Source organism: Flavobacterium sp. (assembly GCF_965284515.1).
Taxonomy (GTDB): Bacteria; Bacteroidota; Bacteroidia; order Flavobacteriales; family Flavobacteriaceae; genus Flavobacterium.
Window position 1 is genome coordinate 214709 of record NZ_OZ260089.1, and the last position, 23938, is coordinate 238646.

Below are 23938 nucleotides of genomic sequence, written 5' to 3' on the forward strand. Positions count from 1 at the left end.
TTTTTCAATTATAATTCAATCCACTGATTGGTTTTCAAACTTTCAATAGCTGCAAATGAAGCTTTAGTTGTATTCACAATTTCATCAAATGGGATTAAAGCTGAACCACCATTTTTGGTTTGAGTAATCAACTTATGAAATTGATTTTTATGCCCTTTATCTAATTTGGTTTTCAATTTAGAAAAACCTTTAAAACCAAAACCTTCTGTTTTTCTAAAATTATCCATAATTAAAGTTCGCTCTTGAGAATATACTTCAACACGTTCTTTAGAATAAGCTTTGGAACCGTTAGAAAAATAATTAATCACTCCAGTAGAACCATTTTCATATTTTAATAAAATCGTTGCATTATCGGTATTTTCTTCTGGATTAACTCCCATAGCATTCATACAAACTGCTTTAACCTTACTACCTGTTAAATACGTAATTAAATCTATAAAGTGACAAGCCTCTCCAATGATTCTTCCACCACCAACTAACATATCATGCACCCAAACATTGGCTGGTATATTACCAGCATTCATTGTGGCAATTACATTCATTTGAGAAGTACCTAAAAGGGATTTCATTTTTTCTGCATGTGGAGAAAAACGTCTGTTGAAACCAACCATAACTGTTTTACCTGAACTTTGTTGAGCAGCTATAACTGCATCTAGTTCACTTGAATTTAATGCTAAAGGTTTTTCCACAAAGATATGTTTTCCAGCCTCTAAACTTTTTACAGTCATGCTTGAATGGAGGTTGTGTCTTGTAGTGATTAACACTAAATCAACTTCGCTATCCTTTAATACATCCTCTACATTGGTGGTTGAATGAGAAAATCCGTGTTTTTGAGCCATTGCTGTTCCACTCACACCACCTTTACTTGCAATATATTTATAGTTAGCTCCACTTCCTTTTAAAGCAGGTAACATAGTCATTTTGGTAAAATTTCCTGAACCAATAATTCCAATTACTCCTTTTTGATCTGAATAGTTGGCTTCTTTTAATTGAATGGTATTTTGAGGAACCGTTTCTGTTTCATTATATTTTAGAATAGAGGCAATTGATTTACTTGAACCAATTTCTCCATAAATTTTCATATAATCATCTAATGGAATTACTTCGGTAATCATTTCGTTTACTTGTAATTTCCCTGAAGAAATAGACTGCAATATGGCTTCAAAATTTCTTTTTTCGGTCCATCTTACAAAAGGTAACGGATAATCTATTCCTCTGTTTTCATAATTTTCATCATAACGTCCAGGTCCGTACGAACAAGATACTTGAAAAGATAATTCTTTTTCGTAAAATTCTGCTCTGCTTAAGTTTAAACCAATAACACCTACTAAAATAATTCTACCTCTTTTGCGAGACATTTTTGCTGCTTGTGAAATAATTTCATCGGTTTTAGCAGAAGCAGTAATAATAACACCGTCAGCTCCAACACCATTGGTGTTTTCTTCAACAAATTTGACTACATCTCCATTTTTTGGATTAAAAGGAATAATACCCCATTGTTTAGCTAAAGCTAATTTACTTTCATCTATATCAACACCAATCACTTTGCAACCATTAGCTACTAGTAATTGAGCTGTTAAAAGGCCTATTAATCCCAATCCAGTAACTACTACTGTTTCTCCTAAAGTAGGATTTAAAAGTCTAATTCCTTGTAAACCTATGGAACCAATAACGGTAAAAGCAGCTTGTTCATCTGTTACATTATCTGGAATATGAGCTACTAAATTTTTAGGGATAGAAACAAACTCGGCATGTTGTCCATTTGATGCTACTCTATCACCTACTTTAAACTCACTTACACCTTCTCCAACAGCAATAACTTTTCCAACATTACAGTATCCTAAAGGTAAAGGTTCTCCCAATTTATTAAAAACAGCTTCTAAAGTTGGCATTAAACCTTCTGTTTTAATTTTATCTAAAACTTGTTTGACTTTATCAGGTTGTTGACGTGCTTTTGATATAAGATTAGATTTTCCAAACTCTACCAACATTCGTTCAGTTCCTAATGATACTAATGAGCGTGTAGTTTGAATTAAAACTGTACCTCTTGCTACTTGTGGAGCTGGCACTTCTTCTAATATGGTTTGTCCGGTTTTAAAGGATTGTATGATTTGTTTCATTTATATTTGTATTTTTAAAGAGTTTCTGTAATAGAAAAACTTAATAATTAAAAAAGGAATTATTGTAATTATATATCTAGAAAAAAAACCTAAAAATTCTGCGTAAATAAATTGGGAAGTAAACACAATTAATGTGTACTGTAAAAACAATATATTAATTATTGAATTTGAAAGTTTAATTTTAACATATATGTATTTCATAAAAAATCCAAAAAAAACACCTCCTAAAAGCATCCCTATTGTACCAAAATTCATTAATAACTCATTAAACAAACCTGTCGTTAAAGATGAGTTTCCTTCCTTTCCTACAACATAAGATCCTGGGTATATTATATTTTTCATTTTAGGACCAGCCCCTAGTGGTTTTTCTGACCAAATACTTCTAGGAACAAAATTTGTCAAACCTGCTAAATATGTCTCACCGTAAAAATAATCATCATAATTTGATTCTTGCATCCAAACAATATTTTCATGGTTACCAAACGCTCCATTCAAGTTATCAAGTAATGTAAATTTATCTTCACCAACGTACAAGGTGCCATATCTAGCTTTACCTATTTCATAAAAAAGTATAGTTGCAATTATACCTGCAAATAATAAAAACATAAAATTTTTAAAGCTTAATTTTTTTATTTTAATTTTTTGAAAAACAAAATGAATAATCAAAATATTTAATAATAATATAAAAATTGAATTCCTATTCGAATTTGTACTATAATAGATTGTAGTTGCTAAAAATGAAATTAAAAAAAAAACAAAAGAATATTTACTCTGTGATTTATAAGTACTTTTTGTTGAAGAATATAAAAAATAGAATATTAAACTACTTATATATATCCAGTGAGGTAATAGCATATTAATTCCTGATCCAACGCCTAAACCTATTCTATCTCTTAGATAATCTTCCTGTCCAAGCACACTTATTTGTGAATACACCTTATATGCAAAATACAATCCTATAAAAAAAACTATTACATTAATTTTAAAAATAATATTTACTAACTTCTTCGATAAATTAAAATTTACTTTCTGGGTACTTACATTTAACTTAGCTTTATTATCTTTAGATTTATACCCTATTTGAAAACTAATAAAGCATAACAAATATGCTAAAAAGGTATAAAATATTGAATATATGTATACTCCAATATCATAATTTGATTTATATCTAAATTCACTATTTACCCATTGTAAATAAGGCAATAACATATGTATAATGAAAAAAAATAGTCCAAATAATAATAATGGATTTGAAAGATTATCACTTAAATAATTTTTCCTAATAATTTTATAATTAATCGTTATAAAAATTATTAAAAAAAGAAAAAAGAAAAAATTTATCATTTTTCGAATTTAAATTCTTTTACATTTTTGGCAAGATATTCACGACTATCTCCCATAATTATCCCTGGACTTCCTCCATAAATTGAAAAATCGGGAATATTTCCTCTAACAACTGTTCCAGCGGCAATTATACAACCCTTTCCAATTATAGTTCCTGGCATTATTATAGTTCCTGTTCCTACAAAACTATAATCTCCAATTTCCACTCCCTTAATTCGACCAATTGGTTTATCTTGTGGAATATCAAAAGCTTTTGCAACTGTATGCAATGCCCAATCATGCGTTAAAACACGAATATAGCTAGACATCGTCACTTGATTCCCTATTTTTATAAGACTATAATCCGTACCATCAAACCAAATCAATGAAGAAATATAGTTTGGCTTTCCATTAAATTGCATTCCCCATCTTTTGAAAAAATAATACTGTATGTTGGTTGCCCATCTAGGCTTAAAGTTACATACAGCTTTAACTAAAACAAAGCATACTATTTTTTCTATTTTACTTGGTTTCATTATAAAATAATTTTGTTAATTGTTCTTCAAAATATCCAAATTTAAGTGATTTTTCTTTAACACTTAACTTTAATAAAGCTAATCTCTCTTTATTCTCTAAAAAATTGATAATTTTTCTTGAAAGTGATTTATAATCGTAATATCGACAGCTAATTGCAACATCTTCCTTTATTAAATACTCTGCAGTAACAACTTCTTCATTTACTATCACTCCAATCCCTGTCATCAATGCATCTCCCCATTTATTTGATGCAGCTAACGTATTTATTTTAGATTTTGGATCATAGTATGTAAAGACAAAATCTGAAGCATAATATGTTGCTAAAGCAAAGGAATTAGGAACTTTAGAAAAATATTGAACTTTATTTTTCTTGGATAGAATTTTTGCTTCTGGAGAATCAATTTTCCCAACTAATATTATCCCTATATTATAGTTTTCTATCAATTCATATGTTTTCAAAAGAGTTTTCATTCCTCTACCAGAACCTAACCAACCATTTGCATTAATAATTAAATCTGCCTTTAACCATTCATTCTCTTTAAATATTTTTTGAGCTTCAATAATTTCTGTTTCACTAGGAAAGTTACTTAATAAAAAAAATCTGTCCGAATCAAACTGATATCTTTCTTTTACTGGAATAATATGTTTAAAAGAATTTCGAGAAGTTATTTTCTCTAAATAAGCTATAACATTAGTTAAAATCTTGGGTAGTTTAAAAAGCATTGAAAATCTATCTGCATCATCAAAATAAACTTTATAACCTTTAATTTTACTCATTAATAAAAGCGGGAAAGCACTTTCAAAACCTAAAGCCCATACAACATCATCTTTCTTGATTGAAAAACTATTGAAGAAGACCTTTAACATCCATAAAAAATACATCATTTTCACCTTGTTACCCCCATAACCTCCTCCCATAAGGATAATTTTTTTTTCAATTTTAAATTGAAAATTGGTTTCTTTCGATTCCCCTTTTTCTCTTTCCCATCCAATATGCTTTATCAAATATTTATTTTTATTGATAAATTTTGCAATTTTAAATAATCTTGTTCTCCCAGACAAGTTAGAAAGAGGTGCAACAATAATAAACTTTTTTTCATTCATGATTTAAGTCTTTTAAAGTTTTTATTGTAAATGTATTTGAAATAACTAATCTTAAAAACCAATTAAGAAGTGATGCTAATGAAATTAACCTTGCCGCATTAAATCCACTTGAATTTTCTAAAATAAAAAATATTGATATTATATATAAAATTGTACATCCCCAAAATGAAAGCGCAACATATTTCAATGATTTAGCATTAGCAAATACTCCTAAACAAACTGAAGTGGATATGTAAATACCTCTTATTATTGACAAAACGGCTAATAAAGAAATCAGTATATAATCAATTGGTCCCTCATTTGATTTGGAAAAATAATTCATAAATATTAGTCCACAAACAATTGAAACTATAGTAATAAAAATTGAAAATAAAAGAATTTTAAATGTGAAGCTTCTAAACTTATTTATTGACATATTATTCTCTTTTCTAACTTTTGGAGCCAAATAGAATCCGAGAAAACTATTAACACTAAGTGCTATTGGTGTGAAAATTGAAAAATATTTGAACAAATAAGCAGAAGTAATAGAATTTCCATTTAAATTAATTAGAAATTGCTCTCCATAAACTGATAATATCAATGTTATATTGCTAAATAAAAATGCAAGACTTATCTTTCTAGCATCAATGTCTCCAATAATCAAATTATCATCTAACACCTCATCACTTTCATATCCTTTTAAAAAATATGAAATTAAAACTGAAAACATCAATGCTATTATTAAGTAGATAATAATAGCATCAAACTTAAATACTAATATGGCTAAAATGAATAAAATTTTCCAAAAATTTAACGAGAATTGAGACTTCCATAAATTATAACAAGCCCTTGCTGCCGCTGAATAAAAACTCAACAATGCAAATAGAAAGATAGATAGAATTAAATAAAATAATTCATAGATTTTTAAATCTTTTACAAAAAAGATAAAAGTACATGAGATAAAAGAAATAAAAAGTGTTTGTACTAAAAATTTATTAAAAAACCTTTTTATTAAAGTTTTATCCCTTATAAACACCTGATCATATCCTAATAGGCAAATTGAGCCAATAATAAAAATTGTTGATTTATAAAAAGCCCATTGCGCAATTTTTTGTTTATCAAAATTTTCACTTATATAAACATCTGCTATAAGTAATGATAAAAGACCAAAACCATATATTAAAAATGAGACTATTAAATCTTTCTTATTTTTCATTAATTCTTCTAACTCCAATCTTTACAGCAGGATTTCCGCCATATATTCCGTAAGCTTCTGTGTTTTTTGTTAATACTGCGCCAGCAGCTACTATACTGCCTTCTGCAATAAGACTAACTGATGGTAAAATAATTGCATCTGCACCTATCCATGCATAATCTTCAATTAATAATGAAGAAAAAACAATGGGATTCTCTTTCCAATTTTTTTTCCCATCATGTATACTATGGTTATGTGTAAATATTTTAGCTCCTTCGGAAATTGCAACTTTATCTTTTATTTCCACTCCTCCTGAATAATCTATATAAACATCTAAGCCAATATTAACTTCTCCTTGACATTTAAAAAATGCATTCTTATTTGAATGTGCAATTGATATAACTACCCTCTCGTCTACATAAAGTTTAGGTGCATTATAAAACTTTCTATACAAGAACCATCTAAAATTTCTAAATCCATATGTTGAAAACAATGGGCTATTTCTAAAAATTAAGATTAAAAATTTTAATAAAAATTTCATTATTATTTAATTTGAAAATACTCCACAGAAATCTAAAACAACTTTATCTTTGGCAACTTCTAACCCTTTAAACTCATCATGAGCTACTAAAAACACTAAAATATCAGCTTTCTCTGTAGCTTCTTTGTAATTCGTAATCTTAAAGACATGATGGTCTTCAATATTTGGTTCTACAATATAATATTGTTCATCTTGCGCATCTTGTAATACTTTTTGAGCTATATATTTTGCTGGTGATTCTCTTAAATCATCAATATTAGGTTTAAAAGCTAGTCCCATTATTGCTACACTTGGCTTTCTTCCCTCTTTTATTTGAAATTCTAATTTTGCCGTTTTTACTTGTTCGGCACACCAAAAAGATTTATAATTATTAACTTCTCTAGCCGAAGCAATTATTTTAGATTCCATAGGGTAATCAGCCACTATAAAATAAGGATCAACTGCAATACAATGCCCGCCAACACCACAACCAGGTTGCAATATATTTACTCTTGGATGTTTGTTAGCTAATTTGATTAAATCCCAAACATTAATATCAGCTTTGGCACAGATTAATGATAATTCATTAGCAAAAGCAATTTGAACATCTCTTGATGAGTTTTCGGTTAGTTTACACATTTCGGCAGTTCTTGCATTTGTTGGATGCAATTCGCCATTGACAAATTGGCTGTAAAATGCAATTGCTTTTTGAGTAGAAACTTCATTTACACCACCAATAACTCTATCATTATGAACTAATTCATACATTACATTTCCTGGCAAAACTCTTTCAGGGCAATAGGCTAAATGTATTTTACCTTTTAATTCAGGTCTTTCAGAAAAAATATAATGCATCATTTTTTCAGTAGTACCAATTGGTGAAGTAGATTCAATGATATATAAATCGCCTTCTTTTAATAGTGGCAAAATAGATTTTGTAGCCGCTTGTACAAATGAAATATCTGGTTCATTCTTAGCTTTAAATGGCGTTGGAACTACAATTAAATATACATCAGCCACGACAGGTTTTGTATCTGCTTTTAAATATCCGTTGGCTACTGCTTTTGCAACAGCTTCATCTAAACTTGGTTCAACAATATGTATTTTTCCAGCATTTATAATATCCACTACTTTTTGATTTACATCAACACCGTGAACATGTATGTTATTATTTGCGATTAGTGCAGAAGTTGGTAAACCTATGTATCCTAATCCTACTGTTACAACTTTTTGATTACTCATAATTAATATTCTTTAATATATTTTACTATTCTTTCACAAGCTTTTCCATCTCCATAAGGATTATGCAAAGCACTCATTTGTTGGTATCTTTCTTTATTATTTAATAAATCTAAACACTCCTTTATTATTTTTTCTTTATTTGTTCCTACTAAAATTACCGTTCCCGCTTCAACAGCTTCAGGTCTTTCAGTAGTATCTCGCATAACCAATACTGGTTTTCCTAAACTTGGTGCTTCTTCTTGCACACCACCACTATCCGTAATTATTATATATGATTGATTCATTAGCCAAACAAATGCTGGATATGCTAATGGATCAATAAGTTTTATATTTGATGTATGCCCTAATATTTCATAAACTGGTCCTTTTACATTAGGATTTAAATGAACAGGATAAATAATTTGAACATCAGGATTTAAAACCGCTATCTCTTTTAATGCAGCACAAATATTTATAAAACCATCTCCATGATTTTCTCTTCTATGTCCAGTTACTAATATTATTTTTTTTGTAAAATCAACTGTTGCTTTTAACGATTCTATTTCATCATTTTGTATTGAGTTAACTTTATCAGAACTTTGCAACAAGGCGTCAATTACGGTATTTCCAGTAATCAAAATAGAAGATTCGACTATGTTTTCTAAAAGTAGATTTTCTTTTGATGTAATAGTTGGTGCAAAATGAATATCTGCAATTCTACCGGTTACTTGTCTATTGATTTCTTCTGGAAAAGGTGAATATTTATTATGAGTTCTTAAACCTGCTTCTACGTGACAAACTTTTGCTCCTGAATAAAAAGCAGCTATACTTGTAGCCATTGTAGTAGATGTATCTCCATGAACATATACAAAATCAGGTTTAAAATCATCTAATATTGGTTTTAAGCCTATAATAATATCAGCTGTTAAAGTATGTAAGTTCTGATTAGGTTTCATTAAATCTAAATCATAATCAGGTTGAATTTCAAAAAAATCTAATACTTGATCTAGCATTTCTCTATGTTGAGCTGTTACGCAAACACGAGTTTCAAAGTTTTCTTTGTCTTTTAAAAATTCCTTCACTAAAGGAGCCATTTTAATTGCTTCTGGTCTTGTTCCAAATACTATTAAATTTTTTTTCATATCTTATTTATACTGCTCTTCATAATACTTTTGATAATCACCTGATGTTACATTTTTTAACCATTCTTCATTAGACAAATACCAATCTATAGTTCTTTCCAAACCTTGTTCAAAAGTTACTGATGGCTTCCATCCTAATTCTTTGTTGATTTTAGATGCATCAATAGCATAACGTAAATCATGTCCTGGTCTGTCTTTTACATAGGAAATTAATTTTTCAGATTCACCCTCTTCTCTTCCTAATTTAACATCCATTTGTTTGCATAATAGTTTTACTAAATCGATGTTTTGCCATTCGTTAAAACCTCCAATATTATATGTCTCGTGGTTTTTTCCTTCATGAAATACTAAGTCAATAGCTACTGCATGATCTTCAACAAATAACCAATCTCTTGTATATTTTCCATCCCCATAAACAGGCAATGGTTTTTTCTCAATTATATTATTAATAAATAACGGGATTAATTTTTCCGGAAAATGATTGGGTCCATAATTGTTGGAGCAATTTGTAATTACATAAGGTAATCCATACGTTTCACCATAAGCTCTTACAAAATGATCTGAAGCTGCTTTTGATGCCGAATAGGGTGAATTTGGATCATAAGAAGTGGTTTCTGTAAACAATCCTACTGCTCCTAATGTACCATAAACCTCATCTGTTGAAATATGATAAAAACGTTTGCCTTCTAAATCGTTTTTCCAATATTTTTTGGCTGTATTTAACAAGTTCATAGTACCAATAACATTGGTTTTTACAAAAGCTAAAGGATCTGTAATCGACCTGTCTACATGAGATTCTGCAGCTAAATGCAAAACTCCATCAAATTTGTATTTTTTGAATAAATCATCTAGAAAATTTTCATCTAAAATATCTCCTTTTACGAAGGTATAATTGGGATTATTTTCAATATCTTTTATATTTTCAAGATTTCCTGCATAAGTCAAGACATCCAAATTAAAAATATGATAATTTGGATATTGATTCACAAATCTTCTAACAACATGCGAACCTATAAAACCTGCACCACCAGTGATGAGTATATTCTTCATTTATTATAATTTACCGTCAACGTTATTTTTTAGTATTCCTTTTACATCATATAAAACACTATTATTTTTTTGAAGTGAAGGAATATCTAAATTTAAAAATTCTTTATGAGAAACTCCTAATACTACAGCGTCAAATTTTTCATTAGGAATTTCGTTTGTACTTTTAATCTTGTATTCATGTTGTACTTCAGCTGGATTAGCCCAAGGATCGTAAGTTGTAATTTTAATACCGTATTCTTCTAATGAAGAAATAACATCCACTATTTTTGTATTACGAACATCCGGACAATTTTCTTTAAAAGTTATTCCTAACATTAATAAATTAGCTCCGTTAACGGTAACTCCTTTTTTAATCATTGCTTTTACTACTTGGGAAGCCACATATTCTCCCATACTGTCATTTAATCTTCTTCCTGCTAAAATGATTTCAGGATGATAGCCTTTTTCTTGTGCTTTTTGAGCTAAATAATAAGGATCAACACCAATACAATGCCCGCCAACTAAACCAGGTTTGAATGGTAAAAAGTTCCATTTTGTTCCTGCAGCTTCTAAAACATCATGAGTATTTATATCTAATAAGTTAAATATTTTTGCTAATTCATTCACAAAAGCAATATTGATATCTCTTTGAGAGTTTTCAATTACTTTTGCAGCTTCGGCTACTTTTATTGTAGGTGCTAAATGTGTTCCTGCAGTAATTACCGTTTTATATAAATCGTCTACTTTAATCCCGATTTCTGGAGTAGAGCCAGCAGTAACTTTTAATATTTTATCAACCGTGTGTTCTTTATCTCCCGGATTAATACGTTCTGGAGAATACCCAGCGAAGAAATCTACATTAAATTTCAATCCTGAAATTTTCTCTAAAACAGGAACACATTCTTCTTCAGTTACCCCTGGATAAACTGTTGATTCGTAGATTACAATGTCACCCTTTTTTAAAACTTTTGCAACAGTTTCACTCGCTCTATACAAAGGCGTTAAATCGGGCTTATTGTGCTTATCAACCGGCGTGGGTACCGTAACAATATAATAATTGCACGATTCTATTTCTTTTAAATCGTTAGTACAAAATAATCCATTCTTTTCAGAATTAGTCTCTTTCAAAACAGCTTTTAAAACTTCATTTTCAATTTCAAGCGTTGCATCAATACCTTGGTTCAATTCGTTTATTCTATTTTGATTAATATCAAAACCAACCACATTAAATTTTGTGGCAAACAAACGAGCTAACGGTAAGCCTACGTAGCCTAATCCTATAATTGCTATTTTTGTACTCATATCTTTTTTTTAAGAACCAATAGATTGATAAACAAATCCTATTTTTTCTAATTCTGCTTTATTTAATAAATTTCTTCCGTCGAATACGAATGCTGGCTTAAGCATTGAATCGTATATTTTTTGCCAATCGTAGGTTTTAAATTCATCCCATTCTGTCAACACGGCAATAGCATGAGCGTTTTCACATACTTCATAAGGATTATTTACAACTGTAATCCCTTTTTTATTTTCATTTTCACTTCTCGATTCTAAATAATTCAAATCAAAAAGCATTTGCTTTTCATTTACTTTTGGATCGTAAACAGAAACGTGAGCTTGTTCAGAAAGTAAATAATCGGCAACATAAATTGCGGCTGATTCTCTTGTATCGTTTGTGTCTTTTTTAAATGCCCAACCCAAGAAGGCAATCTTTTTACCCGAAACGGTATTGTATAATGTTTTAATGATGTTTTTTGCAAACCTTCTTTTTTGGTGATCATTCATAATGATGACTTGTTCCCAATAATCTGCTACTTCATTTAATCCATAAGACTGAGCAATATAAACTAAATTTAGGATGTCTTTTTGAAAACAAGAACCTCCAAACCCTACAGATGATTTCAAGAATTTTGAACCAATTCTGCTGTCCATTCCAATGGCTCTTGCAACTTCATTTACATCTGCTCCCGTTTTCTCACAAAGTTCTGACATTGCGTTTATAGAAGAAACTCTTTGCGCTAAAAATGCGTTTGCCGTTAATTTTGACAATTCAGACGACCAAACATTGGTAGTTAAAATATTTTCTTTAGGCACCCAATTAGCATACACATCTACTAAAGACTGAACTGCTTTTTTACCTTCTTCAGAAGAATCTCCTCCAATTAAAACTCTATCTGGAGCCAATAAATCTTCAACTGCAGTACCTTCAGCTAAAAATTCTGGGTTAGATAAAATTTGGAAACTTACTCCATTACCTGTATTATCTAAAATATCCTTAATAGCGCTTGCAGTTCTAACAGGTAAAGTAGATTTTTCAACCACTATTTTATCAGACTTAGCTACTCTTGCAATTTGGCGAGCACATAATTCAATATATTTCAAATCTGCCGCCATACCTTTACCTACTCCATAAGTTTTTGTAGGTGTATTTACCGAAATAAAAATCATTTCAGCTTCATCAATAGCTTTATCTACTTCTGTTGAAAAAAACAAATTTCTTCCTCTAGATTCAGCAACGATTTCGCTTAAACCTGGTTCATAAATAGGAATATTATTGACATCAACATCATTCCAAGCGGCAATTCTTTCCTCGTTTAAATCTACTACTGTAACCTTAATATTAGGGCACTTTTGTGCAATAATAGCCATTGTTGGACCACCAACATAACCTGCACCAATACAACATATATTCTTAATCATATTCTATTTTAAATTTTTCCAATACCACTCAACTGCCTCCTTAAGTCCTGTTTTTAGTGAATATTGAGGATTATAATTTAATAATTTTTTTGCTTTTTCTACACTTGCTAAAGAATGAGGTATATCTCCGGCTCTTAAAGGGCCGTATTTAACTTCTACTTTTAAAATTTCAGGATCAAATTCGCCTAAATATTCTTTTAAATAACTTATTAACTCATTTAAAGTGGCTCTATCTCCGAAAGCAGTATTATAGACAGTATTTACAGCCTTTTTATCTTGCGTTTCTAATGCCTTTTCATTCATATGAATGACATTATCAATATAGGTAAAATCTCTAGAAAAGTTGCCATCACCATTTACCACCGGACTTTCATGATTTATAAAACTCTTCACAAATTTAGGAATAACCGCTGCATAAGCTCCATTTGGGTCTTGATTTCTTCCAAAAACGTTAAAATACCTTAGACCAATTGTTTCTATACCATAGGTTTTACTAAATACATCGGCATAAAGCTCATTTACATATTTGGTAACAGCATAAGGTGATAATGGCTTTCCTATTTTATCTTCTACTTTTGGTAATGCTTCTGAATCTCCATATGTAGACGAACTTGCTGCATAAACGAACCGAGAAACCCCTTCTTTTGTAGCTGCTTGTAAAACATTTAAAAAACCTGAAACATTAACCTCATTTGAAATTAATGGTTCATTAATTGATCTTGGAACAGAGCCAAGCGCAGCTTGATGCAACACATAGTCAGTTCCTTTTACTGCATCTTCACATGTTTTATAATCCCTAATATCTCCCTCAATTAATTTGAAGTTTTTATTATTCATTAAATGAGCAATATTATGAAAATGACCTGTAGCAAAGTTATCCAAGCAAACCACTTCATTATATTCAACAAAGTAATTACATAAATTAGAACCTATAAAACCAGCTCCTCCTGTAATAAGTATTTTTTTATTTTTTATTACTTTTTCCAAATCCTAAGAATTTTTTTTTCGAAACTTATTCAGAATCTTTTTCAATCCTTTTTCTTCCACTACTTCATCATGATATGACTCACCATAAGCTCCATAACCGTAACCGTAACCATAACCATAACCATATTTTGCTTTGTTTTGAAAACCGTTTAACAAAATACTTATATTATTTAATTCACCTCTTTTGTGTTTATCATTAACAACCGAAAGCATACCTTTTTTTGTAAACCCTTGTCTCGCTACATATATTGTTGCATCACAAAATTTTGATAATTCTAAAGCATCAGAAACTAAACCAACAGGTGGAGTGTCTAAAATAATATATTCATACTTTAGTTTCAATTCTTCTATCATTTCAGACATTGCATCACTCATTAATAATTCTGCAGGATTTGGAGGTATAGGCCCTGAAGATATAACGTCTAGAAAAGGAATATGAGTAGATTGAGTAACCTCTTCTAATGTTTTTTGACCAATTAAATAGTTTACAACTCCAGTAATGTTATCTATTTTAAAATCACCAAAAATTCTTGGCTTACGTAAGTCCAAACCAACAATCACCGTTTTCTTCTCACTTAATGCGAAAACTGTGGCTAAATTTATCGAACAAAACGTTTTACCTTCACCACTAACAGATGATGTTAACATAAGAGTTTTTGACCCTTCAACCTTCTGTTTTTTATACATAAACTGTAATGAAGAACGAATGGCCCTAAAAGACTCCGCTAATGGAGATTTAGGTTTTTCAAAAACTGACAAATTATTCTCTGTATTTTTCTTTCCAATCACCCCTATAAGTGGAATATTAGTCATTTTATTGATATCATCAGTATTATTTACATTATTATCCAATAACGTAATTAAAAAGATTATGAGAAATGGAACTAAAAAGCCAATTAAAAAAGCTAAAATATAATTAATACTCGTCTTTGGCCCTCTTAAACCTCCTCCAACGTCTTTTGCAGGATCAATAAAATCGATATCAGAAATATTAGCTGCTTTAACAATTTCAGCTTCACTTCTTTTTTGCAAGAAAGTACTGTATAAATTATCTTTAAGATCATACTTTCTTGTAATCTTAACTAATTCTTGCTGCTGTTCTGGCAGTTTACTTATTTCTCCTTCAAGCTTCGCAATATTTCTATTAACAATAGACATATCAACTTCTAAAGAAGCTTTAGCACTTATAATATTTTGAAGTAAAACTTTTTTTAAGGCTTCCATTTCCGAATCAAACTCAGTAAACATTTTATTGCTTTTAACAGAGTAACCTAACTCTGCTCTTTGAGCAGATAATTGAATTAATTTTGAAACGTTTATTAGAATATTTGGATCATCAATTCCTGCAACAGATGGCGCAGGCAATTTTGAAAAATCATTATTTTTAAGCAAATATGAATTTAGTAAGTTTAAATATTTGCTTTTACGTTCTAATTCATCTTTAGTAATATCAAAATCTGAAACCTTATCGGTTAACTTTTCTCCTCCAGCTTCTAATTGAAAAACATTTTTACCTCTTCTAAAATCTTTCAATTCATTTTCGGCACTTTTTATTTGGTTCTCCATTTGTAATAAAGTACTATCAATAAAATTAATAGTGTTTGTTGCAAATTGGTTTTTACCATCCAACTGAATCTTTTTTAGCATAGAAACAGTAGTATTTAAATACTTTACCAATCGATATTTGTTAGAACCTTGAAGTTGTAATGTAATTACAGAAGCGGCTTTTGCATCAGCAGAGACATCTATATCTTTGTACTTTGAAACCGTACTGTTAAAATCGCTAAATCGAATATAAAACTCTTTTCCTTTAAAGTCAATCGCATCAGGATTTAAATGCAATTTAAGATTTAAAAAAGGTAAACTTACTTCTTCATCAACATTATACTCTTTAACAAAAACATCACTTAAAGAACCTAAATTACTTCTTGAATCATCAATATAATGCATTATAGAACCTGATGGATATTCAGTAAAATCAACACTTAATTCATATTGATTTGAAGTCAGAAACTTTATTTTTATGGGCGTATTTAATAACTGTCCTTTATTTTTATCAATCTTTACATAAAAAGGAACTTTTCCATATACGTCTTCAAAATAATATTTTCCTTTAACTTCATAATTGATAAAATATTCTAAATTTTCAACAACCAATTCATTATGCGAACGAGACTTTAAAGTAGTAATAACGGTTTGCACCTTATCTGAAACTCCTCCCCAATTAAAGACCAAACTTGTATTTGCTGTAAAAAATGGATTGTTTTCATCTTTTACGACTATACTAGACTCCATTCCATAAACCTTCTCTTTCCTAATATTTACGTTATAAGCAACGAAAAAAGTAATTATGAAACTTAACACAAACCACTTCCAATAACTTATTAATTTTAAAAAAAAACCTTTAAAATCAAAATTTGATTGAGATTCAAAAAAAGTAAAATCTTTAGTATCTAACATCTCTAACTCTTTTATAAATTTCTAGTTAACAAAATAGTTGTCGTAATTAATGACAAGGCTGTTATAATTGTCCCTATTGTTTGTACACCTGTTGTCCCAGTTCCCCATGATTTTTGCTTCAAAGGCTTTATGTAGATATAATCGTTTGGTTGTATATAAAATACAGGCGATTCAAATGCTTTAGAGCTTGTCAAATCAATATAATGTGTTTCAAAACCCTGAGGCAATTTTCTGATTACTTGTACTTCCTTTCTGTTCCCAGTAATCGTAATATCTCCTGAATTAGCAATTGCTTCCATTATATTCACTTTATCTTGAAACAAAATATTTGTTCCAGGTGAATTTATTTCTCCATTTACAGTGTATCTTAAACCTGCCAACTTTACATTAACAAATAATCTTGCTTCTTTCTTAAAATATTCATCAAGTAACTTCTTTTCAATTTCATTTTGAACCTCTTCAACAGTAAACTCTAATACATTTAAATTCCCCAAAACAGGAATATTTATATTGCCATGGTCATCCACAGAAAATCCATTAAAATATAAACTTTGCTGATTTATTTGATTTTGATTTAACTGCGTAGAAGGATTAAACATCTCTACCAATCTTTGATCAAGAGCTTTTATTGATATGGACAAAATATCATTGATTTGAATACGGTAAGGCTTTGAAAGTGACTGATTAACCTCAATAAATTGACTTTTTTCCTGTCCTTTTTGCAAATAAATCAATTCCTTATTAGGTATGCAAGAAGTAACACATGCAAACATTATTAATATATATATAAACTTATATAGTTTCATCAGATTTCATTTAAGGAAACAAATATAGTTTTTACAATTAAATTTGAGAAATTTAAACACTTTAAATGTTGAAAAAATTAATTCTGCTTTAAAGAATTTTCAAATGGCACTCTATACAATAAACTTCTACCTAAAGTTACCTCGTCTGCATATTCAAGTTCGTCGCCAATAGCAACACCTCTGGCTATAGTAGATGTTTTAACATTAAAATCTTTAATCTGTTTGTAAATATAAAAATTAGTAGTATCACCCTCCATAGTTGAACTTAATGCAAAAATAACTTCTTCAACATTTCCTTCGGCAATCTTCTCCACTAAAGTTTTGATTTTTAATTGACCTGGACCAATTCCTTCGATAGGGTTTATCTTACCGCCTAAAACATGGTAAACACCTTTAAATAATCCGGTATTTTCAATTGCCATAACGTCCCTAACATCCTCAACGACACATATTAAACTATGATCTCTCTTTGGACTATTACATATTTGACAAATTGAATTATCTGAAATATTGTGACACTTTTCACAATATGAAATCTTACTCCTTAGTTCAAACAAAGAGTCACTCAAATTTCGAGTTTGATCTAACGGTTGACGAAGTAAATGAAGGGCTAATCGAAGCGCTGTTCTTTTACCAATTCCTGGTAATTGCGCAATTTCATTTACAGCAGTTTCTAATAATTTTGAAGGTAATTCCATAGATGCAAAAATACAAAAGTAAGTCATTTTATTATTAAGATATTCTTTTATCTTTGTTTGAAACAAAGGTGATAAACTATGAATCCAATTTCAATTCTTATATTAATACTTTCTTATTTCAGTGTACTTATTTTATTTTCTTACTTCACAGGAAAAAAAGAAGTTTCTAATAACGATTCTTTTTTTAAAGCAAATAAGCAATCACCTTGGTATTTAGTAGCTTTTGGGATGATTGGCTCATCACTTTCTGGCGTTACATTTATCTCAGTGCCAGGTAAAGTTGAAAGCTCACAGTTTGTATATTTCCAAATTGTTTTAGGCTATATAATTGGTTATTTCATTATAGCAACTGTTTTGCTTCCGCTTTACTACAAACTTAATTTAACTTCAATTTATACTTATTTAGAAGATAGATTTGGGAAATATACCTATAAAACAGGCGCTTGGTTTTTTATCATTTCTAGAACTGTTGGTTCTAATTTAAGATTACTTTTAGTTGCTGATGTTTTGCAAACTTTAGTTTTTGAACCTTTAGGCATATCATATTGGATTACCGTAACCGCTACAATATTGTTGATTTGGCTATATACTTTTAAATCAGGGATAAAAACCATTATTTGGACCGACACACTTCAAACATTTTTCATGTTATTATCAGTTGGAATTTGTATTGTTGTTGTTTCTGAAGATTTAGGAATAAATATTTCAAATTTTTCTTCTTTTATAGCGGATAGTAATTTTTCAAAAACTTTTTTCTTTGACGAATTGAGTTCTCCAAAATACTTCTGGAAACAATTTTTATCTGGGATTTTTATTGCGATAGTTATGACCGGTTTAGACCAAGACATGATGCAAAAAAACTTAACATGTAAAACATTAAAAGATTCTCAAAAAAACATGTTTTGGTTTACAATTGTACTAACGATTGTTAACTTTTTCTTTCTTGTTTTAGGTCTTTTGTTTACAGAATATGCATTAAAATATGGTATTGATGCACATGGCGATGCATTATTCCCAATATTAGCAAATGAACATTTAGGAATCGTAGTGGCTTTTAGTTTTTTATTGGGACTTATTGCAGCAGCTTACTCTAGCGCAGACAGTGCCTTAACATCTTTAACTACATCATTTAGCATTGACATACTTGATATTGAAAAAAAATATAACGAAGCAAAACAAGTTAAGATAAGAAAGAGAATTCATTTGATGTTTGTTGTTATCTCAATTTTTGTAATCTTATTTTTTAAATATGCGTTTAATGATTCGAGTATAATTGACAAAGTGCTAAAGTTTGCAGGCTTTACTTACGGCCCTTTATTAGGTCTTTACAGTTTTGGTTTATTTACAAAATGGAAAGTTAGAGATGCTCTTGTTCCAGTAGTATCCATTTCAGCTGTAGTGATTTCATTATTATTAAATAATTACAGTTTTGATTGGTTTAAATTTAATTTTGGTTTTGAAATTTTAATTGTAAACGGCCTATTAACTTTCTTTGGCTTAATATTGATTCGTAGCAAGCAAAACTAAAGTACATGATTCTTCAAAAGCTATATTATTTGCTTTTAGAATATTATAAAACTCTTCATTTTCTGTACCAGGATTAAATATTACCCTTCTTGGATTTAACGACAATATATAATCATAATATTCTTGTTGGGATTTTGGATTAAGATAAAGAGTAACTGTATCAACAGCATGAAAATCAATTTTTTCAGTTTCGATTGGAATATCCATTACCATACCTTTTTTAACTCCAATTGCTACAACTTGGTGACTTTTTGCTATTAAATTATTAATTGCTTTGTATGAATATCGCTCTTTGTTTGTAGAAGCGCCGATAACAAGTGTTTTCATATATTTAGATTATTTACATAAAATTACTAAAATAATTATAACTTTGAGATAACATTACATTAAAAGCTACTTAATAAAAGTAGCTATATCTTTGCAAAAAAAACTTATGGAGCTATTTATTTATGTATTCGCAGCATTATTCTCAGTAATTAACCCATTAGGGTCAATACCTATTTTTGTTGGCCTGACTCAAGAAGATACCAAAAAAGAAAGGTCAAGAATTTCAATTTGGGCCGCAATAAATGTTGGAATTATTCTTTTAATTTCATTTTTTATTGGGGAATATGTACTTAAGTTTTTTGGCATCAGTATAGATGCATTAAGAATAGCCGGAGGAATTATAATTGTAAACTCTGGTTTTTCATTATTATCTGGAAATATCAGTAAAAGGAAAGGATTAAATAAAAGAGTTACTAATGATGCTATGCACAGAAATGACATTGCATTGACTCCACTTGCAATGCCAATGTTAGCCGGACCAGGATCTATGTCTTTATTAATAGCAATGTACCAAGAACAACCTGAAATATATCAGAAAGTTATTACTTGTGTTGCTATTTTATGTGTTGCGACAACTATCTTTTTTATTTTAAAAAGCGCACACTATCTTTCCAAAATACTTGGTGCATCTGGACTAGTTGCCATTTCAAGAATAATTGGTTTCATTGTAATTGCTATCGGAATTCAATATATAAGTAGTGCATTAATCAACATATTAAAAGTAGCCTTATAAACATCAGTACACTTATATAAAAAACCCAAACTAAGTTTGGGTTTTTTTATATATTAAGCCTTAATAAATTTATGCCTTTGGCAAGAAAACTTCAGCCATCATACATCGAGTACTACCACCACCACAAAACTCAATAGTATCTAAACTCGAATGAATAATTTTACAATGCTTTTCTATTTTAGCAATTTGATCTTTCTTTAAACTTTGATATGCCGCATTACTCATAATTAAGAATAGTTCATCATTTGTACCGCGAACTTGCAACATGTTTCCAGCAAAATTATTTACTTGCTCTTCTGAAATAAGAATAACTTCTTTACCACTATTCTTCAATCTTTTTAAAACATTTTTTTGCTCCGCTTTATCATCAATACAATCAGCACATACAACCGCAAAGGTTTCTGCTAAACACATCATTACATTAGTATGATATATATGTTTTCTTTCACCATTTGGCAAAGTTTGAAAAGCTTCAAATATTACCGGATCATAATGAAAGTCTTCACAAAACTCTATAAAAAGTTCTTCATCTGCTCTTGGAGACAATGCACAGTAAGCAATTTCATTTTCTCTATCCAATAAAATGCTTCCGGTTCCTTCTAAATATAAATTATCTTCTTCTGCAGAAGTATAATCAACTATATTTTCAATTTTAAACCCTCTTTCTTCAAGAAGATCTAAAATATCTTCACGTCTTTCCAATCTTCTATTTTCAGCAAACATAGGATAAAGAGCCACATCTCCATTCTCATGAAAAGAAATCCAATTATTTGGAAAAACACTATCTGGAGTGTCCGGCTTAACAGTATCATCAACAACAATAACGTTAATCCCTACAGCTCTTAGTTTTTGAACATAATTATCAAATTCTTCTTGTGCTTTTGCATTTACAGTTGCTGGCAAAAGTCCGTCTAAACTTTTCTGAAAATGATTGTTAACTGCTGTTTGTTCGTTCATTCGAAAAGCAACCGGACGAATCATTAATAGAGTATTTGTAGTTTGATGCATTATCTTTTCTTAATTATATCAACAATTTCTTCGACAATTTCCAATGTCACTTCTGCCATTTTATTTTTCTTTTCATCAAGACAAGGGTTCACTTCTACAATTTCGATACAGGCAGTTTTTTTGTTTTTAGAAAATTCAATTAATAATTCTTTGGCTTCATTAGGAGTAATTCCGTTTTTAACAGGAGTTCCTGTTCCATAAGAAGTTAAATCTGGATCCATAGAATCGACATCAAAAGAGACGTATATAAGATCACATTCTTTTAATTGCTCATTAACGCTATTAACAATAGCATTAACTCCATATTCCCTAACATCTTCAACTTTAAACCATTTTATACCTAATTGTTCTATTACTGCAACTTCTTGTTTTTCAACATCTCGAACACCAATATAAACTAAATCTTCTGAATTGACTTTTTTATTTGTAACTCCAACTCCTTTTAATTCTTCCCATAATTTAACTGTAATAGCGTCTACATCATTTTTTTTACACTCTAAATTATCAATATTCATAACAGAAGCCAATGGCATACCGTGCATATTACCTGACGGAGTAGTATAAGGAGTGTGAATATCGGCATGTGCATCAATCCAAACAACTCCAATTCTTTTATCCGGAAAAGCAGATTTAATTCCTGAAATTGTACCTCCTGCAGAACCATGGTCAGCTGCCAAAACTATTGGAAATTGGCCCTTATTTAATATTGTAGAAATATCTGTATTAAGTTCTTTATACACACTTAATAGACCGTCAATTCTTTTTGCAAAAGGATAAACCGTTGGCACATCTAATAATTCATTTACATTTTTAACATTACAAGAAGAGTGTTTTTCAAATAGATCACTCCCTATTTTTCTAGCAGCAACTTTTATAGCTTCAGGCCCCAAAGAAGCCCCTCTAGTCCCAGCTGTAATTTCAGATTTATTAATTATAAAAACAATTTTATTATCCATATACTTCTTTAATTTAATTGAAAACCAATACATAGTCAATTATTCACAAATATAACAAAGCCTTTATTAGAAAAAAACTTCTTACAAATAAAAAATCCCGACTTATCGGGATTTTTTATGATCAATATATTTATAAATTATCTTTTTTCTACAGGAACGAATGGTCTTAAATTAGCACCCATATATACTTGTCTAGGACGACCTATAGGCTCTTTATTTAATCTCATTTCTTTCCATTGTGCAATCCAACCTGGCAAACGACCTATTGCAAATAAAACTGTATACATTTCAACTGGAATTCCCATTGCTCTGTATATAATTCCAGAATAGAAATCTACGTTTGGATATAAACTTCTTGCTTTGAAATATTCATCTTCTAAAGCAACTTTTTCTAATTTTTTAGCAATATCTAATAATGGATCATCAACCCCCAAAGCTCCTAGTACATCATCAGCTGCTTTTTTAATAATTGTTGCTCTAGGATCGAAGTTTTTATAAACTCTGTGTCCGAATCCCATTAAACGGAATGGATCTTCTTTATCTTTTGCTTTTAAAACGTATTTATCAACATCACCTCCATTATCATGAATTTCTTGTAACATTTCCAAAACTGCTTGATTAGCACCTCCATGTAATGGGCCCCAAAGCGCAGAAACGCCGGCAGAAATTGATGCAAATAAACCAGCATGAGAAGAACCAACAATTCTTACTGTAGATGTAGAGCAGTTTTGTTCGTGATCTGCATGTAGAATAAATAACTTATCTAAAGCGGCAACAACTTTCTTATCCATTTTGTATGGCTCAGTTGGAATTTCAAACATTAAACGCATGAAATTTTCAACGTATCCTTTTGTATTATCATAATAATTTAAAGGATAACCCATTCTTCTTCTGTATGTCCAAGTTGCAATAACCATGAATTTACCCATAGTTTTACAAACAGCATCATATAATTCTTTTTCATTTTCAACATTAACCGGCTTTGGATTAAACGCTGTTAATGCACTTGTTAAAGAAGACAAAACACCCATTGGATGAGCAGTCTTAGGAAAACCTTCTAAAATGGTTTTCATTTCTTCATTAACTAAAGTATGCTTTCTTATATCGTTTTCAAACTTCTCTAACTGATTAGCAGTTGGCAATTGACCAAAAACTAACAAATAAGAAACTTCTAAAAAGTTCGATTTATCAGCTAATTCTTCAATAGAATAACCTCTGTAACGCAATATCCCTTCTTCACCATCTAAAAAAGTTATTTCACTATTACATGAACCTGTATTTTTATATCCTGGATCAATTGTAATTGCACCTGTTGCTCCACGCAACTTTTCTATATCGATAGCTACTTCATTTTCTGTTCCAACATAAACTGGAAACTCATACTTTTTGCCATCTAGCTCTAATATTGCAGTTTTTGACATATTTATTAAATGTATTTTATAATTTCATGAACTTTGCGAATTTAACGAATAATAATTTAATTATAAAGTAATTATTAATAATTTATAGTTAAATTTTAAATAAAAATCCCTCCTAACAACTTAATGTTAGCAGGGATTTTTTATT

21 protein-coding genes are annotated in these 23938 nt (G+C 29.8%); 2 read left to right on the forward strand and 19 right to left on the reverse strand.

Annotated features, from left to right (window positions below; all coding sequences use genetic code 11):
* Window positions 1-8 precede the first annotated feature (8 nt).
* From ACQ65T_RS00970 to recR, 15 genes are all read right to left on the reverse strand, one after another.
* Window positions 9-2120: a bi-domain-containing oxidoreductase gene (locus tag ACQ65T_RS00970; RefSeq protein WP_430399253.1), complete on the reverse strand. Its 2112-nt coding sequence runs from the start codon at window positions 2118-2120 to the stop codon at window positions 9-11.
* Window positions 2121-3464 (reverse strand): O-antigen polymerase, encoded by a 1344-nt coding sequence (locus ACQ65T_RS00975; RefSeq protein ID WP_430399254.1) that lies wholly within the window; start codon window positions 3462-3464, stop codon window positions 2121-2123.
* Entirely contained in the window at window positions 3461-3979 is a 519-nt protein-coding gene (locus ACQ65T_RS00980; RefSeq protein ID WP_430399255.1) for an acyltransferase, read from the reverse strand. Before ACQ65T_RS00980 ends, ACQ65T_RS00975 begins: the two co-directional genes overlap by 4 nt.
* Window positions 3966-5084, reverse strand: coding sequence for a hypothetical protein (locus tag ACQ65T_RS00985; RefSeq protein WP_430399256.1), 1119 nt, complete (start codon window positions 5082-5084; stop codon window positions 3966-3968). Before ACQ65T_RS00985 ends, ACQ65T_RS00980 begins: the two co-directional genes overlap by 14 nt.
* Entirely contained in the window at window positions 5077-6279 is a 1203-nt protein-coding gene (locus ACQ65T_RS00990) for a hypothetical protein (protein ID WP_430399257.1), read from the reverse strand. The genes ACQ65T_RS00985 and ACQ65T_RS00990 overlap by 8 nt, the downstream gene beginning before the upstream one ends.
* Window positions 6269-6799 (reverse strand): acyltransferase, encoded by a 531-nt coding sequence (locus ACQ65T_RS00995; protein WP_430399258.1) that lies wholly within the window; start codon window positions 6797-6799, stop codon window positions 6269-6271. The genes ACQ65T_RS00990 and ACQ65T_RS00995 overlap by 11 nt, the downstream gene beginning before the upstream one ends.
* A gap of 6 nt (window positions 6800-6805) precedes the next feature.
* Complete coding sequence (gene wecC, locus ACQ65T_RS01000; RefSeq protein WP_430399259.1) at window positions 6806-8020, reverse strand: UDP-N-acetyl-D-mannosamine dehydrogenase; 1215 nt, start codon at window positions 8018-8020, stop codon at window positions 6806-6808.
* Window positions 8021-8022: 2 nt separating this feature from the next.
* Entirely contained in the window at window positions 8023-9141 is a 1119-nt protein-coding gene (gene wecB / locus ACQ65T_RS01005; protein WP_430399260.1) for a non-hydrolyzing UDP-N-acetylglucosamine 2-epimerase, read from the reverse strand.
* Between the two features lie 3 nt (window positions 9142-9144).
* On the reverse strand, window positions 9145-10191 hold the full coding sequence (gene rfbB, locus ACQ65T_RS01010; protein ID WP_430399261.1) for a dTDP-glucose 4,6-dehydratase: 1047 nt from the start codon (window positions 10189-10191) through the stop codon (window positions 9145-9147).
* A 3-nt stretch (window positions 10192-10194) separates the two neighbouring features.
* A complete protein-coding gene (locus ACQ65T_RS01015; protein WP_430399262.1) occupies window positions 10195-11472 on the reverse strand; it encodes a nucleotide sugar dehydrogenase in 1278 nt (425 codons plus the stop codon).
* A 9-nt stretch (window positions 11473-11481) separates the two neighbouring features.
* Window positions 11482-12870, reverse strand: a complete 1389-nt coding sequence (locus ACQ65T_RS01020; RefSeq protein ID WP_430399263.1) for a UDP-glucose 6-dehydrogenase — start codon at window positions 12868-12870, stop codon at window positions 11482-11484.
* 3 nt (window positions 12871-12873) lie between these two features.
* Window positions 12874-13857 (reverse strand): SDR family oxidoreductase, encoded by a 984-nt coding sequence (locus tag ACQ65T_RS01025; protein WP_430399264.1) that lies wholly within the window; start codon window positions 13855-13857, stop codon window positions 12874-12876.
* A gap of 3 nt (window positions 13858-13860) precedes the next feature.
* The gene (locus tag ACQ65T_RS01030) at window positions 13861-16317 is read right to left on the reverse strand and encodes a polysaccharide biosynthesis tyrosine autokinase (protein WP_430399265.1); all 2457 of its coding nucleotides are present in this window, start codon (window positions 16315-16317) and stop codon (window positions 13861-13863) included.
* Window positions 16318-16328: 11 nt separating this feature from the next.
* Window positions 16329-17123, reverse strand: coding sequence for a polysaccharide biosynthesis/export family protein (locus ACQ65T_RS01035; RefSeq protein ID WP_430399266.1), 795 nt, complete (start codon window positions 17121-17123; stop codon window positions 16329-16331).
* A 77-nt stretch (window positions 17124-17200) separates the two neighbouring features.
* On the reverse strand, window positions 17201-17821 hold the full coding sequence (gene recR / locus ACQ65T_RS01040; RefSeq protein WP_430401290.1) for a recombination mediator RecR: 621 nt from the start codon (window positions 17819-17821) through the stop codon (window positions 17201-17203).
* 78 nt (window positions 17822-17899) lie between these two features.
* Between recR and ACQ65T_RS01045 the strand changes: the two genes are divergently transcribed.
* The gene (locus tag ACQ65T_RS01045; protein ID WP_430399267.1) at window positions 17900-19348 is read left to right on the forward strand and encodes a sodium:solute symporter; all 1449 of its coding nucleotides are present in this window, start codon (window positions 17900-17902) and stop codon (window positions 19346-19348) included.
* On the opposite strand, the gene ACQ65T_RS01050 is transcribed toward ACQ65T_RS01045, so the two are convergent.
* A complete protein-coding gene (locus ACQ65T_RS01050) occupies window positions 19319-19675 on the reverse strand; it encodes a CoA-binding protein (RefSeq protein ID WP_430399268.1) in 357 nt (118 codons plus the stop codon). The two genes, ACQ65T_RS01045 and ACQ65T_RS01050, sit on opposite strands and share 30 nt — an antisense overlap.
* A gap of 106 nt (window positions 19676-19781) precedes the next feature.
* On the opposite strand from ACQ65T_RS01050, the gene ACQ65T_RS01055 reads away from it, so the two are divergent.
* Complete coding sequence (locus tag ACQ65T_RS01055; protein WP_430399269.1) at window positions 19782-20408, forward strand: MarC family protein; 627 nt, start codon at window positions 19782-19784, stop codon at window positions 20406-20408.
* A gap of 69 nt (window positions 20409-20477) precedes the next feature.
* On the opposite strand, the gene ctlX is transcribed toward ACQ65T_RS01055, so the two are convergent.
* The 3 genes from ctlX to ACQ65T_RS01070 form a co-directional block, all read right to left on the reverse strand.
* Complete coding sequence (ctlX, locus tag ACQ65T_RS01060) at window positions 20478-21416, reverse strand: citrulline utilization hydrolase CtlX (protein WP_430399270.1); 939 nt, start codon at window positions 21414-21416, stop codon at window positions 20478-20480.
* Entirely contained in the window at window positions 21416-22372 is a 957-nt protein-coding gene (gene rocF, locus ACQ65T_RS01065) for an arginase (protein WP_430399271.1), read from the reverse strand. Before rocF ends, ctlX begins: the two co-directional genes overlap by 1 nt.
* A gap of 137 nt (window positions 22373-22509) precedes the next feature.
* Complete coding sequence (locus ACQ65T_RS01070) at window positions 22510-23793, reverse strand: citrate synthase (protein WP_430399272.1); 1284 nt, start codon at window positions 23791-23793, stop codon at window positions 22510-22512.
* Window positions 23794-23938 lie beyond the last annotated feature (145 nt).